The sequence below is a fragment of the Pseudomonas sp. G.S.17 genome, assembly GCF_038096165.1.
Classification (GTDB): Bacteria; Pseudomonadota; Gammaproteobacteria; order Pseudomonadales; family Pseudomonadaceae; genus Aquipseudomonas.
In genome coordinates, this window is sequence record NZ_CP151076.1 from 5,959,795 (window position 1) to 5,974,442 (window position 14,648).

Below are 14,648 nucleotides of genomic sequence, written 5' to 3' on the forward strand. Positions count from 1 at the left end.
CGGTAGGACCGGACTTGTCCGGGAAGGCGTCAGGTCAGGCAATGAGTCAGGCCAGGCAGATTGAGGTTGCCTTCTTCGGGGACAAGCCCCCTCCTACACGGATTGTGATTGCGCCGTGCTCTGCAACCCCGCCAGCAACAATCGCTGATACAGCTCTTCCTTCAAACCCTGCGGCTGATCAAGCTGCATGCGCTCAAGTTGCGCCGGGAATACCGAAGGTTCCGGGGCGTCCAATGTGGCCTTGCCCAGTTCGAGGATTTCGGTGAGCTTGAATTTGCTCTCCAGCCAGTTCAACGCCCTGAGCAAATCGCGCTCTTCAGCACTGAAGTCGCAGCCCAGCGGATATTCGGTAAACACCTGTGAATACTGCTCGGCAATCGCCTGCAAGCGCTCGGGGGAGTTCTGCGCGAAGCGCGGGTCGAGGCGGAAATCCTTGGGCAGCTTGCCGATTTTCTGCGCCTTCTCGATCAAGCCCGCCTGGAAACGTGAATCGCTGATATTGAGCATGGCTTCGATGACCGCGGAGTCGGTTTTGCCGCGCAAATCCGCAATGCCATATTCCGTCACCACGATGTCCCGCAAATGCCGGGGGATAGTCGTGTGGCCGTAGTCCCAGACGATGTTCGAATTGACCTCGCCGCCCGCTTCGCGCCAGCTGCGCAGGATCAGAATCGAACGCGCGCCTTCCAGCGCGTGGGCTTGAGCGACAAAGTTGTACTGGCCACCGACACCGCTCAATACCCGCCCGTCTTCCAATTGATCCGCCACCGCCGCGCCCATCAGCGTCACGGTAAACACGCTATTGATGAAGCGCGCGTCCCGGCGCTGCAGGCGCTTGAGCTCTTCATTGCCATACAGCTCGTTGATGTAACTGATGGCCGTCATGTTGAACTGCCCGAGGCGCTCCAGGGAAAACTCGCGCAACCGGGCATAGAAACTCTGCGGCCCGAGGAAAAACCCGCCATGCACGATAACCCCGTCGGTGTGGGCGGTTTCGTCCAGCGTGCCATCGTTGGCCTCGCGCTGGCGCATCACATCGGCGTAAACCTTGCGCCGAATGATCCCGGCATCGACCAACACCAACAGGCCGTTGACGAACATTTCGCTGCAACCATATAGCCCGGAAACGAACGGCAGCACGCCACCTTCGCGGTCGATCAGGACTTGCCAGTCACTGAGATTCAACTCGGCAAGCAAGGCGCGATAGGTTTCGTTGTCGGCCTGACGGGCCAGCAACGCGGCAGTCAAGGCGTCGCCCATGGCGCCGATGCCGATCTGTAAAGTGCCACCGTCGCGTACCAGAGTGCTGGCGTGCAGGCCAATGAAATGATCCTGATAGCCCACCGGCATGTTCGGCGTCGAAAACAGCGTGCTGCGCTCTTCGTCTTCCAGCAGGAAATCGAAGTCCTCGATAGCCAGTTCCGAATCGCCTGGCATATAAGGCAAGTCAGCGTGAACCTGGCCCAACAACAGCACGGTTTCCCCGGCAGCGCGGCGTTTGGCGATCATCGGCAGCAGGTCGAGGGTGACGTCCGGATTGCAACTCAGGCTCAGTTTGCCCGGCCGCTGCTCGTCACGGGCCACCAGTTGCGCCACCAGATTCAGGCCATTGGCATTGATGTCCCGCGCGGCATGGCTGTAATTGCTGCTGATGTAATCCTGCTGCGCCGGTGGGCTGTTGAGCAGACTGCCCGGCTGCATGAAGAACTGCTGCACGCGAATGTTCGGCGGCAGGCTGTCACGGTGCAGATCGGCCAGATACTCGAGTTCGGGATAGTCATCGAAAACCCGCTCCAGAAAAGGCTGGAGAAACCGCTCCTTCAACCCCTCGCCCACCGCAGGTCGCCCAAGGCTGAGCGCGGTATAGATCGTCAATTGCCGGTCCGGCAGCTGCCTGATCCGCTCATACAACGCATTGACGAACCGATTCGGCTTGCCGAGCCCCAAGGGAATGCCCATGTGGATATGAGCCGGCAACTGCGCAATCACCTGCGCGACGGCTTGGTCAATGGAACAGGACTGCGGCATCGGTTCCTTCCTGGTTTTGTTGTTCGATGGAGCTTGGACCGGTGTAACAGGAATATTGCTGCAACACAGCCACTGTAGGAGCCAACTTGTTGAGGGCAGCCCCCGTGGGAGCAAGCTTGCTTGCGAAAGGGCCGGGACATCCTGTGCATATTTCAGCGTTCAGGTAATTGTCTTCGCGAGCAAGCTCGCTCCCACGGAATTAATTTATCGCTTCAAAAACGCCGCATGCAGCTCAGCCAGCGTCGCGAAGTGATACGTCGGCGATTCGGCCTGCAGCTCTTCGTGGCTACCAAAACCATAGCCTACCGCCGCCACATCCAGCCCGTTGCGCAGGCCGCCGATGAGGTCGTGTTTGCGGTCGCCGATCATCAGGGTTTGTCTGGGGTCGAGGTTTTCTTCGGCGAGCAGGTGCGCGATCAGTTCGACTTTGTCGGTGCGGGTGCCGTCCAGTTCGCTGCCGTAGATCACTTTGAAATGCCGTGCGAAGTCGAAATGGCGGGCGATTTCGTGGGCGAAGACCCAAGGCTTGGACGTAGCGATGAACAGGTTGCGGCCTTGGTCGGCCAGCTCGTCCAGCAGCTCGAATACACCGTCGAAGACTAGATTTTCATAAAGCCCGGTGACCTTGAAGCGCTCGCGGTAGAACCCCACGGCTTCCCAGGCTTTGGCCTCGTCGAGGTGGTAAGCGAGCATGAATTGCTGCAACAACGGTGGGCCGATGAAGTGTTCGAGGTTGGTGAGGTCAGGTTCGTCGATGCCCAGTTTGCCGAGCGCGAACTGGATCGAACGAGTAATGCCCAAGCGCGGATCGGTCAGCGTGCCATCAAGGTCGAACAGAATATTTTGGTAATGCATAGGACTCTCGATCGGTGTTCGGGATCTGGTTGCAGGCGGGCTACCCGTGTGTCCTCGTAGGAGCGGCTTTAGCCGCGAGGCTGCTCCCGGCTGAAGCCGGCCCTACGATATGTCGATATATCGCGGGCTAGCAGGGCTGATCAAAGCCTTCGGCAAGGTGCAGATCCTTGAGCTTTACGTAGTTGGCGGCGCTGTAAGGGAAGAAGGCGATCTCTTTTTCGGTCAATGCCCGCATCTGTTTGACCGGACGTCCTACATAAAGAAAGCCGCTTTCCAGGGTTTTACCCGGCGGCACCAGGCTGCCCGCGCCAATGATCACTTCGTCTTCGACCACTGCGCCGTCCATGATCGTGCTGCCCATGCCGATCAGGATGCGATTACCGACGGTGCAGCCATGCAGCATGACTTTGTGGCCGATGGTCACTTCGTCGCCGATCAGCAACGGAAATCCATCCGGGTTGAACGGCCCGGCGTGGGTGATGTGCAGCACGCTGCCGTCCTGGACGCTGGTCCGCACGCCGATGCGGATGCGGTTCATGTCGCCGCGAATGACGGTCAACGGCCAGACAGAGCTGTCGGCGCCAATCTCGACATCGCCGAGTACCACGGCTGAATGGTCGACAAACGCCCGTTCGCCAAGGGCTGGCGTGTGATTCTGAAAGCTGCGGATGGCCACGATAGGCTCCTTCTTTGGCGCTGATAGCTGCGGACCGCGCCGATTGTAATTAAGATGCGTGGGTGTTTCTTCCAGCCAAGGTGCAAAACCGTGAGCGCGAACAACCCTCTTCTGCAATCCTACGACCTGCCACCTTTCTCGGCGATTCGTGCCGAGCATGTAAAACCTGCCATTGAACAGATCATTGCCGACAACCGCGCCGCGATTGCCGACATTCTCGTCAAGCAAGGCTCGCAGCCTACATGGGCCGGGCTGGTGTTGGCGATGGACGAACTCAACGACCGCCTCGGCGCCGCCTGGAGTCCGGTCAGCCATTTGAACGCCGTGTGCAACAGCGCCCAATTGCGCGAAGCCTACGAATCGTGCCTGCCAGCCTTGAGCGCCTATTCCACTGAAATGGGCCAGAACCGCGCGCTGTTCCAGGCCTTCGAAGCCCTGACCAACAGCCCGGAAGCCGCCGGTTTTGACGTGGCGCAGAAAACCATTCTGGAACATTCGCTGCGTGATTTCCGCCTGTCCGGCATCGATCTGCCGCCAGCACAGCAAAAACGCTATGCCGAAGTGCAGAGCAAGTTGTCCGAGCTGGGCAGCCAGTTCTCCAATCAGCTGCTGGATGCAACGCAGGCCTGGACCAAACTGGTCAGCGATGAATCCGCGCTGGCGGGCCTGACCGATTCGGCCAAACAGCAGATGGCTGCCGCCGCCAAGGCCAAGGATCTGGAAGGTTTCCTGATCACGCTGGAATTCCCGAGCTACTACGCGGTGATGACCTACGCCGAAGACCGCGCCCTGCGCGAAGAAATCTACGCCGCGTATTGCACGCGAGCGTCGGACCAAGGGCCGAACGCTGGCCAGAACGACAACGGCCCAGTGATGGAGCAGATCCTCGATTTGCGGCAGGAATTGGCCAAACTGTTGGGTTTCGCCAGCTTCTCCGAGCTGAGTCTGGCGACCAAGATGGCTGAATCCAGCGATCAGGTGCTGAGTTTCCTGCGGGATCTGGCCAAGCGCAGCAAGCCATTTGCCGCGCAGGATCTGCAACAGCTCAAGGCGTATGCCGCCGAACAAGGCTGCCCGGATCTGCAAAGCTGGGACAGCGGTTTTTATGGCGAGAAGCTGCGTGAGCAACGTTACAGCGTTTCCCAGGAAGCCCTGCGCGCCTACTTCCCCATCGACAAAGTACTCGGAGGGCTGTTTGCTATCGTGCAGCGTCTGTACGGCATCGAGATCGCCGAGCAAAAGGGTTTTGATACCTGGCATCCGGACGTTCGTCTGTTCGAAATCAAGGAAAACGGCCAGCACGTCGGGCGTTTCTTCTTTGATCTGTACGCTCGCGCCAACAAGCGCGGCGGTGCCTGGATGGACGGCGCTCGCGACCGTCGCCGCACCGCCGAAGGCCAGCTGCAAAGCCCGGTGGCCAATCTGGTGTGCAACTTCACGCCCGCCTCGCCTGGCAAACCCGCGCTGCTGACTCACGATGAAGTCACCACGCTGTTCCACGAATTCGGCCACGGCCTGCATCACTTGCTGACTCGCGTTGAACATGCCGGCGTATCGGGCATCAATGGCGTGGCGTGGGATGCGGTCGAGTTGCCGAGCCAGTTCATGGAAAACTGGTGCTGGGAGCCTGAAGGCCTCGCGCTGATTTCCGGTCATTACGAGAGCGGCGAACCGCTGCCTCAAGACCTGCTGCAAAAGATGCTGGCGGCGAAGAATTTCCAGTCTGGCCTGATGATGGTTCGCCAGCTGGAATTCTCGTTGTTCGACTTCGAATTGCACGCCACTCATGGCGATGGCCGCAGCGTGGCCCAGGTACTCGAAGGCATTCGCGACGAAGTCTCGGTGATGCGTCCGCCTGCCTACAATCGCTTCCCGAACAGCTTCGCGCACATCTTCGCTGGCGGTTACGCAGCGGGTTACTACAGCTATAAATGGGCTGAAGTGCTGTCCGCCGATGCGTTCTCGAAGTTTGAGGAGGATGGCGTACTCAATGCCGAAACCGGTCGCGCCTTCCGCGAAGCGATTCTGGCCCGTGGTGGTTCGCTGGCGCCGATGGTGCTGTTCGTCGACTTCCGCGGACGCGAGCCGTCGATTGACGCACTCTTGCGTCACAGTGGCCTGAGTGAGGAAGTGGCAGCATGACCGATACACCGGTAGTCATTACCAAGAAGCGCTTCATCGCCGGGGCTGTCTGCCCGGCGTGCAGCGAACCCGACAAACTCATGATGTGGAACGAGGACGACGTTCCCCATCGTGAATGCGTGGGCTGCGGCTACAGCGATACGCTGAACGCCCAAGGTCAGTCGATTCCCAAGGAATTGGGCACGCGGGTCAATAAACCTGCGGCCAAGCCTGCTGATCCCAAGGTGCAGGGTGTGCAGTTCTTCCCGAATCCGAAGCTGAAAAAGCCGGTTGATCTGGGGTGATTCAAGGCAACTCCCTGTAGGAGCGGACTTGTGTGGGAGCGAGCTTGCTCGCGAAGGCGATGTTTCAGGCCAGGAAGATGCATTGGATGTACTGGCATTTTCGCGAGCAAGCTCGCTCCCACGCAGACTGTGTGAAAACTACTGCGCTCGGCAATACTGCGTTAAAAACAGGCGGAAAATGCTCATTTAGAACACCTAGACTCCGCTTTTCCGCCTGTTTTTGCCTTGTCTTGCCTTCGCTCGTGACGTTTTCACACAGTCTGCACGGGTTCTCCACCTGCTGTGCCTTTTATCGGCCGGGTAGAGAAATAATCGGTTTCTCCTGTACTGTCTGTATATACAGCAAAGGAGAAAATCCCCATGTCGCTGATTTTCCCGCCTCGCGGTCGCGGTACCGCCAGTAATCCGCACAACCGTTTCGCGCCGAATCGCTCGGTCGCCGAAGATGACGGCTGGTATCAGGAAGTGCCCATGACCCAGGGCACGCAGGTCACCAGCGAAACCGCCAAGAGCATCATCACGCGCAACAGCTCGCCGGATATTCCCTTCGATCGCTCGATCAATCCTTATCGCGGCTGCGAGCATGGCTGCATTTATTGCTATGCGCGCCCCAGCCATGCGTATTGGGACATGTCGCCGGGCCTGGATTTCGAGACCAAACTGATCGCCAAGACCAACGCCGCTGCGGTGCTGGAACAACAGCTTTCCAAGCCGGGTTACAAATGCGCGCCGATTACTCTGGGCGCGAATACCGATCCGTATCAGCCCATCGAACGCGAATACAAGATCACCCGTGCTGTGCTGCAGGTGCTGCTGCGCTATCGGCATCCGGTGACGATCATCACCAAAGGCTCGCTGATTCTGCGTGACCTGGATTTGCTGGCCGAACTGGCGAAACAGCGGCTGCTCTCGGTCTTCATCAGCCTGACCACGCTGGACGATGAGCTCAAACGCATCCTCGAACCCCGCGCCGCAGCGCCAAAGGCCCGCTTGCGGGCGATTCGGGTGATGCGCGAGGCAGGCATTCCGGTGGGCGTGCTGTGCGCGCCGATGATTCCGATGATCAACGACATGGAGCTCGAAAGCCTGCTCAGCGAAGCCAAGGCCGCCGGGGCGTTGAGCGCCAGCTATGTGATGCTGCGTTTGCCACTGGAAGTTGCGCCACTGTTCGACGAATGGCTCAAGGCACATTATCCACAGCGCGCCGAGCACGTGATGAGTCTGGTCCGGCAGGTTCGCGGCGGTGAGGTCTACGACAGCCGCTTCGGCGTACGCATGCGCGGTGAAGGTCCTTTTGCCGATCTTCTGGCGCAGCGCTACAGTATTGCCATCAAGCGTCTTGGGCTGAACAAACGCGAGAGTTTCAACCTGGACAGCGAGGCGTTCTGCCCGCCGGGCGGGCAGATGTCGTTGTTGTAATGGGTTGGCGGTAGAGTCATTAACTCGACTGAACCACGGCAGCGAAAATAATGTCGTATCGCCATGAGTGCCGAGCTAGAGCGTTGCATTAAGTTTCAATTAAGTTTTGGCGGTTAGTGTGTAACACGCAATGAGTCAGCGGCCTCGTACAATGGAATGTGCACCGCGCCGCTTTGACAGCCTCAAAGCTACCATCCACATCAATCCGTCAAAGAGGATGAGACATGAACGACATGGATAAACAGGCTTCGGCTGCATTGGCGGACGAACGACCGCAAGCCGAATCCGCCGACGTTGCGCTCAAGCACATTGTTGATGGCTTCAAGCATTTCCGGCACGAAGTCTTCCCGCAGCAGGAAGAACTGTTCAAGAAACTCGCAAACGCCCAGCAACCCAGGGCGATGTTCATTACCTGCGCCGACTCACGCATCGTCCCGGAGCTGATTACCCAAAGCTCGCCGGGCGATCTGTTCGTTACACGTAACGTCGGTAACGTGGTTCCGCCCTATGGCCCCATGAATGGCGGCGTTTCCACGGCCATCGAATATGCGGTACTGGCTTTGGGCGTGCACCACATCATCGTTTGCGGCCACTCCGATTGCGGTGCCATGCGCGCGGTGCTCAACCCACAAACCCTCGAAAAAATGCCGACGGTCAAAGCCTGGTTACGCCACGCCGAAGTCGCGCGCATCGTGGTCGAAGACAACTGCCACTGCGCTGGCGAGACCGAAACCATGCATGTTCTCACCGAAGAGAACGTCATCGCCCAATTGCAGCACTTGCGTACTCACCCTTCTGTAGCGTCAAAAATGGCCAGTGGACAGCTGTTCATCCACGGCTGGGTCTACGATATCGAGACCTGTGCAATCCGAGCCTACGACGCCGAACAAGATTGTTTCCTGCCTCTGGACGGCGACCATCCAACACCGATGGCCACGCCGAAACCGCGTTTCTAACGACGCGCTTTTAAAACTCGTACACGTTCGTGGCGGCCCGCGTGCATCGCGCGCCGCACGGCATTGTCACGTCTGAAGAATCCCGGAGACTTGTCATGGGTGTAGCTCAACTGAAATCTGTTTTACCACGGGAGCTGTTGGCTTCCGTGGTGGTATTCCTGGTGGCGCTGCCGCTGTGCATGGGGATCGCGATTGCGTCGGGCATGCCGCCGGCGAAAGGCTTGATCACCGGCATCATTGGCGGTCTGGTGGTGGGCTGGCTGGCGGGTTCGCCGTTGCAGGTCAGCGGTCCGGCTGCGGGCCTGGCGGTATTGGTGTTCGAGGTGGTGCGTGAACACGGGATGGCCATGTTGGGCCCGATCCTGTTGCTGGCAGGCCTGCTGCAAGTGCTGGCCGGACGCTTCAAGCTCGGCTGCTGGTTCAGGGTCACGGCGCCAGCGGTGGTCTACGGCATGCTGGCCGGGATTGGCGTGCTGATCGTGCTGTCGCAGGTTCACGTGATGTTCGATGGCGGGCCCAAACCCTCCGGCCTGGATAACCTGATCGGCTTCCCCGCGACGCTGGTTCAGGCCATCGGGCCGGGCACCGGCATGCAGGCCGGCATCCTCGGTTTGAGTACGATTTTGATCATGTGGCTGTGGGATAAATGGCGGCCGCAATCCCTGCGTTTCGTACCGGGCGCCTTGCTGGGCGTCGGCGTGGCGACGCTGGCCAGTCTGGCGCTGGCGTTGCAGGTCAAGCGTGTTCAGGTGCCGGACAATCTGGCTGAAGCCATCGATTGGCTGCGCCCTGCGGACCTGCTGAATCTGGCCGATCCGGCGATTCTGGTGGCGGCCTTCGCCGTGGCGTTCATTGCCAGCGCGGAAACCCTGCTGTCGGCGGCCGCCGTGGATCGCATGCATGACGGCCAGCGTTCGGATTTCGACAAGGAACTGAGCGCCCAGGGTGTGGGCAACATGCTCTGCGGATTGTTGGGCGCGTTGCCGATGACTGGCGTGATTGTGCGCAGCTCGGCCAACGTTCAAGCCGGCGCACGCACGCGCTTGTCGGCGATCTTTCATGGCGCGTGGCTGCTGGCGTTCGTGTTGCTGCTGTCCAGTGTGCTGCAAAGCATTCCGGTCGCGAGTCTGGCGGGTGTTCTGGTGTATACCGGCTTGAAGCTGGTGGACCTCAAGGCGTTTCGTGGTCTGGGTCGTTATGGCCGCATGCCGATGTTCACTTACGCGGCCACCGCAGCGGCGATCATCTTTACTGATTTGCTGACCGGCGTTCTGGTGGGTTTTGGTCTGACACTGGTCAAACTGGCGCTGAAGGCGTCGCGCTTGAAGATCAGTCTGATCCCGCTGGATGCCGAAGGTGAAATGGAATTGCGTCTGGTCGGCGCTGCGACGTTCCTCAAGGTGCCCGCGTTGACCAAGGCACTGGGCAACGTGCCCAACGGCACCACGCTGCATGTGCCGCTGAACAACCTGAGCTACATCGACCATTCATGCCTGGAACTGCTGGAAGAATGGGGCCGCGCCAACGCAGCGCAAGGTTCGCGATTGATCATCGAACCTCGTGGGTTGAAGCGCCGACTGGAAGGCCGTGTGCGGACCACGGTGGGGGTTGGTTCGACGGCGGGTTGAGCAAAACGTCGTAGGCGCCAATAAACAGGACCCGTAGGACCGGCTTTAGCCGGGAGGAGGCCGGTACATTCGCAGCAGTTGCGTCGACAGGCCTTCCGCCCTCCCGGCTAAAGCCAGTCCTACGGGATGCGCTCAACTTCAAATGGCTGTGATGAAGATCAAGCCTTGCTGCGCTCCAGCTCAAGACCCACGCCGAGCTGGCGCGACAGGCTTGGCCAGCGCTTCCAGGCGGCTTCCGTGTCCGGGCTGCTCAGGCGCTCGCGATAGGCTTCCACTGAGTCCAGGGCGAAGCTGTCCTCGTCCAGCATTTCATCCAGAGCATGGTGAACCGCTTCGTCGAGTTGGTTGGCGAAGGTCTCGCCGATCAGCTGATGAGCGATCACGCTGGCAACCGTGGTGTTGGACGGGATCAGCGGCTGGCCGAAATGCTTGATGTACAGGTCATTTACTTCTTCCACCAGACGATGGGCCAGATAGGCCTCGTCCAGCAGGCTGTCCAGCCCTTCATGGCCCTGCATGATCGCAGGCGGCGTGGTGAAGAAGTGTTCGGCGATTTTCAGTACAGGTTTTATCTGCCCTTCGATACCCGCTTCGATAGACACTCCATGGGCCGCATCCAGCAGGTCCGGAACCAGATCGATGTACGCTGTCACGAAACGATTCAACACCCCTTTTGCATCAACCTCAGGAAGGTGGATTGCAGGATGCAAGTGCGGTAATTGAGTTTCCAGTTGACGCAACAACTGGCCAGTAGTGGCCTCATGTTGATGGGCGTTTTGAATCTGCTCGCGCAAAGCGGCGGTGTTCATGAAGGCTCCTGACGGCGGTAAAACCAGGGGGTTGATAGGGGAAGTCTTAAGGTAGCCTGCTTGAGACGTTCGCTAAGACGCATTTGTCATAACAAATTCACATTTATGTGGAATGGCTATTAAAAAGGGCTTTTCGGACAAAAATACGCATTTATTCAAACTTATTAACAATGCTCATAGCCCACTCGGCGGTTTTTACCAGTGCGTTGCGTAGCTGATTCGCGTGGCTATACTCGCCATTGAAAGGAAGCTGGCTGATGGCCGCAGCACTGAAAGTGTCTGACGCGGTCATGGTGTAGTTGACGTGGCAGCCGCTCCCTTGAAGCTTGACCGCTGGTGAAAACCTGCGGGACAACAAGAATAAAAGGGGAACCCGTGATGACGCGTCATCCACCAGTTTGGATGGGCCTCCTGTTGTGGTTGATATTCGGCCAGGCGCACGCCGCCTGGACAGTGAATATGGCGCCGGGAGCGACCGAAACCAGCAGTGCGATTTACGATCTGCACATGACCATTTTCTGGATCTGTGTGGTGATCGGTATCGTCGTTTTTGCCGCGATGTTCTGGTCGATCATTGTGCATCGGCGTTCCACCGGCCAGCAGGCCGCGCACTTTCATGAAAACACCAAAGTCGAAATCATGTGGACCATCGTGCCGCTGCTGATTCTGGTGGTCATGGCGATTCCGGCGACCAAAACCCTCATCAAGATGTACGACTCCAGTGAATCGGATATCGATATCCAGATCACCGGCTACCAGTGGAAATGGCACTACAAATACCTGGGCCAGGACGTCGAATTCTTCAGCAACCTGACCACCACGACCAATCAGATCCACAACCGCGACGACAAAGGCGAGCATTACCTGTTGGAGGTCGATGAGCCGCTGGTGTTGCCTGTGGGTGAAAAAGTGCGCTTCCTGGTGACCGGTGCCGACGTGATCCATTCCTGGTGGGTGCCAGCCTTTGCGGTGAAGCGCGACGCGATACCGGGGTTCGTCAACGAAGCCTGGACCCGCATCGAAAAGCCCGGCATCTATCGCGGCCAATGTACTGAGCTGTGCGGCAAGGACCACGGCTTCATGCCCATTGTGGTCGAGGCCAAATCCAAGGCGGATTACGAGACCTGGCTGGCGGGCCGCAAGGAAGAAAGCGCCAAGCTCAAGGAGCTGACCAGCAAGGACTGGACCCTCGAAGAACTCGTTGCCCGGGGCGACAAGATCTACCACACCACGTGCGTGGCCTGCCATCAGGCGGAGGGCCAGGGCATGCCGCCGCTGTTCCCGGCGCTCAAGGGTTCGAAAGTGGCCACCGGACCGAAGGAAGAACATTTAAAAACGGTGTTCAACGGGCGACCGGGCACGGCGATGGCGGCGTTCGGCAAACAGCTATCGGAAGTGGATATCGCCGCCGTGGTGACTTACGAGCGCCATGCCTGGGGCAACAACACCAACGACATGGTCACGCCCAAGGATGTGCTGGCTTTGAAGCAGGCGCAGAAATGAATCAGTTTACGGTCGGCGGTGAAATCTGTTGGAACGTGCGGGCGGCGATTCCGACTTGCCCGCGAAGAGGTCGGTACACCCCCAACATTTTTCCAGGCAGAAATATCGCCTTCGCTGGCAAGCCACGCTCCAACGAAAACACCAGCCAGATCCTGGCAGGAGACAGATCATGAGTGCAGTCATCGACGACCATGGCCTCGCGGGCCATGACCAGGCACATGGCCCCGCCAAGGGCTTGATGCGTTGGGTGTTGACCACCAATCACAAGGACATCGGCACGCTGTACCTGTGGTTCAGCTTCACCATGTTCCTGCTGGGTGGTTCGTTTGCCATGGTGATTCGCGCCGAGCTGTTTCAGCCGGGACTGCAAATCGTCGAGCCGGCGTTCTTCAATCAGATGACCACCATGCATGGCCTGATCATGGTGTTCGGTGCGGTCATGCCCGCGTTCGTCGGGCTGGCCAACTGGATGATCCCGCTGATGATCGGCGCGCCGGACATGGCGCTGCCGAGGATGAACAACTTCAGCTTCTGGCTGCTGCCTGCGGCCTTCACGCTACTGGTCTCGACGCTGTTTACAGCTGGCGGCGGCCCGAACTTCGGCTGGACGTTCTACGCGCCACTCTCCACGACATATGCACCCGAAAGCGTGACCTTCTTTATATTTGCCATCCATATGATGGGAATAAGTTCGATCATGGGCGCCATTAACGTGGTCGCGACGATCCTTAACCTGCGCGCCCCCGGCATGACCCTGATGAAAATGCCGCTGTTTGTCTGGACCTGGCTGATCACCGCGTTCCTGCTGATTGCCGTGATGCCGGTGCTGGCCGGTTGCGTGACGATGATGCTGATGGACATTCATTTCGGCACCAGTTTCTTCAGCGCGGCGGGCGGTGGCGATCCGGTGTTGTTCCAGCATGTGTTCTGGTTCTTCGGCCATCCCGAGGTGTACATCATGATCCTGCCGGCCTTTGGTGCCGTCAGCTCGATCATTCCGGCGTTCTCGCGCAAACCGTTGTTCGGCTACACCTCCATGGTCTACGCCACGGCGAGCATTGCGTTCCTGTCGTTTCTGGTCTGGGCGCACCACATGTTTGTAGTGGGCATTCCATTGGTGGGCGAGCTGTTTTTCATGTACGCCACCATGCTCATCGCCGTGCCGACCGGGGTGAAAGTATTCAATTGGGTCAGCACCATGTGGCAAGGCTCGCTGACGTTCGAGACGCCGATGCTGTTTGCCGTGGCGTTCGTGATTCTGTTCAGCATCGGTGGGTTCTCCGGCTTGATGCTGGCTATCGCGCCTGCGGATTTCCAGTATCAGGACACTTACTTCGTCGTCGCCCACTTCCACTACGTGCTGGTGCCTGGCGCTATTTTCGGGATTTTCGCTTCGGCCTATTACTGGCTGCCGAAGTGGACCGGCCACATGTACGACGAAACCCTGGGCAAGCTGCACTTCTGGCTGTCTTTCATCGGTATGAACATGGCGTTCTTCCCGATGCACTTCGTGGGTCTGGCGGGCATGCCGCGCCGGGTGCCGGACTACAACCTGCAATTTGCCGACTTCAATATGGTGTCGTCCATCGGCGCGTTCACCTTTGGCGCAACGCAGATTTTTTTCCTGTTCATCGTGATCAAGACCATTCGCGGCGGCGAACCAGCACCCGCCAAGCCTTGGGATGGAGCTGAAGGCCTGGAGTGGAGCATCCCGTCGCCTGCGCCGTATCACACCTTCACCACGCCGCCGGAGGTGAAATGAACACGCTTGCCGAAGCCTGCTCCAGATGACCAACCCAAGCCCGAACAAACGCCTCGTCACCCGCCTGCTGCTGATCGTAGTGGTGATGTTTGCCTTCGGCTTCGCACTGGTGCCGCTGTACACCGTGATGTGCAAGGCGTTCGGCATCAATGGCAAGACCGGCGATGCATATGAAGGCTCGCAGGTCATCGATCAAAGCCGCCGGGTGCGGGTGCAGTTTCTGTCGACCAATGCGGTGGACATGGTCTGGGGTTTTTATCCCAAGGCCGAGCAGCTGGAGGTTTATCCCGGCGCCGTCAACGAGATGCTGTTCATTGCCCAGAACCCCACCGACAAGCCCATGACCGCCCAGGCAGTGCCGAGTATTTCACCGGGCACTGCAGCGGTTTATTTCCACAAGACCGAATGTTTTTGCTTCACCCAGCAAGTGCTGCAACCGGGCCAGCGTATCGAAATGCCGGTGCGTTTCATTGTGGATCGCGACCTGCCCAAGGACGTGAAACACCTGACGCTGGCCTACACGCTGTTCGACATTACCGCTCGCCAACCCCCTGCTGCGCGTGTCGCGAACAATGGCGGTTAGCAA

12 protein-coding genes are annotated in these 14,648 nt (G+C 58.8%); 8 read left to right on the top strand and 4 right to left on the bottom strand.

Annotated elements, in window-relative coordinates; translation table 11 throughout:
- Window positions 1-93: 93 nt before the first annotated feature.
- The 3 genes from AABC73_RS27800 to AABC73_RS27810 form a co-directional block, all read right to left on the bottom strand.
- Complete coding sequence (locus AABC73_RS27800; RefSeq protein ID WP_341521750.1) at window positions 94-2,028, bottom strand: acetyl-CoA hydrolase/transferase C-terminal domain-containing protein; 1,935 nt, start codon at window positions 2,026-2,028, stop codon at window positions 94-96.
- A 204-nt stretch (window positions 2,029-2,232) separates the two neighbouring features.
- Window positions 2,233-2,883: an HAD hydrolase-like protein gene (locus AABC73_RS27805; RefSeq protein WP_341521751.1), complete on the bottom strand. Its 651-nt coding sequence runs from the start codon at window positions 2,881-2,883 to the stop codon at window positions 2,233-2,235.
- Between the two features lie 127 nt (window positions 2,884-3,010).
- Window positions 3,011-3,559 carry a gamma carbonic anhydrase family protein gene (locus AABC73_RS27810; protein ID WP_020293388.1) on the bottom strand — a complete coding sequence of 183 codons (549 nt, stop codon included), beginning with the start codon at window positions 3,557-3,559 and terminating at the stop codon, window positions 3,011-3,013.
- 54 nt (window positions 3,560-3,613) lie between these two features.
- Here AABC73_RS27810 and prlC point away from each other — a divergent pair, with 54 nt between their 5' ends.
- From prlC to AABC73_RS27835, 5 genes are all read left to right on the top strand, one after another.
- Complete coding sequence (gene prlC, locus AABC73_RS27815; RefSeq protein ID WP_341521752.1) at window positions 3,614-5,701, top strand: oligopeptidase A; 2,088 nt, start codon at window positions 3,614-3,616, stop codon at window positions 5,699-5,701.
- A complete protein-coding gene (locus tag AABC73_RS27820; RefSeq protein WP_331149921.1) occupies window positions 5,698-5,985 on the top strand; it encodes a YheV family putative zinc ribbon protein in 288 nt (95 codons plus the stop codon). The genes prlC and AABC73_RS27820 overlap by 4 nt, the downstream gene beginning before the upstream one ends.
- A gap of 360 nt (window positions 5,986-6,345) precedes the next feature.
- The gene (locus tag AABC73_RS27825) at window positions 6,346-7,404 is read left to right on the top strand and encodes a PA0069 family radical SAM protein (protein ID WP_341521753.1); all 1,059 of its coding nucleotides are present in this window, start codon (window positions 6,346-6,348) and stop codon (window positions 7,402-7,404) included.
- Between the two features lie 224 nt (window positions 7,405-7,628).
- Complete coding sequence (locus AABC73_RS27830) at window positions 7,629-8,360, top strand: carbonic anhydrase (RefSeq protein ID WP_331149918.1); 732 nt, start codon at window positions 7,629-7,631, stop codon at window positions 8,358-8,360.
- Window positions 8,361-8,455: 95 nt separating this feature from the next.
- Window positions 8,456-9,988, top strand: a complete 1,533-nt coding sequence (locus AABC73_RS27835; protein ID WP_341521754.1) for a SulP family inorganic anion transporter — start codon at window positions 8,456-8,458, stop codon at window positions 9,986-9,988.
- Window positions 9,989-10,146: 158 nt separating this feature from the next.
- Here AABC73_RS27835 and AABC73_RS27840 read toward each other — a convergent pair whose 3' ends face one another.
- Window positions 10,147-10,797, bottom strand: coding sequence for a hypothetical protein (locus AABC73_RS27840; RefSeq protein ID WP_341521755.1), 651 nt, complete (start codon window positions 10,795-10,797; stop codon window positions 10,147-10,149).
- Window positions 10,798-11,175: 378 nt separating this feature from the next.
- Between AABC73_RS27840 and coxB the strand changes: the two genes are divergently transcribed.
- The 3 genes from coxB (at window position 11,176) to AABC73_RS27855 (ending at window position 14,645) form a co-directional block, all read left to right on the top strand.
- Window positions 11,176-12,300: a cytochrome c oxidase subunit II gene (gene coxB / locus AABC73_RS27845; RefSeq protein ID WP_341521756.1), complete on the top strand. Its 1,125-nt coding sequence runs from the start codon at window positions 11,176-11,178 to the stop codon at window positions 12,298-12,300.
- A 169-nt stretch (window positions 12,301-12,469) separates the two neighbouring features.
- A complete protein-coding gene (gene ctaD, locus AABC73_RS27850) occupies window positions 12,470-14,062 on the top strand; it encodes a cytochrome c oxidase subunit I (RefSeq protein ID WP_341521757.1) in 1,593 nt (530 codons plus the stop codon).
- A 25-nt stretch (window positions 14,063-14,087) separates the two neighbouring features.
- Entirely contained in the window at window positions 14,088-14,645 is a 558-nt protein-coding gene (locus AABC73_RS27855; RefSeq protein WP_341521758.1) for a cytochrome c oxidase assembly protein, read from the top strand.
- The last annotated feature ends 3 nt before the right edge of the window (window positions 14,646-14,648 follow it).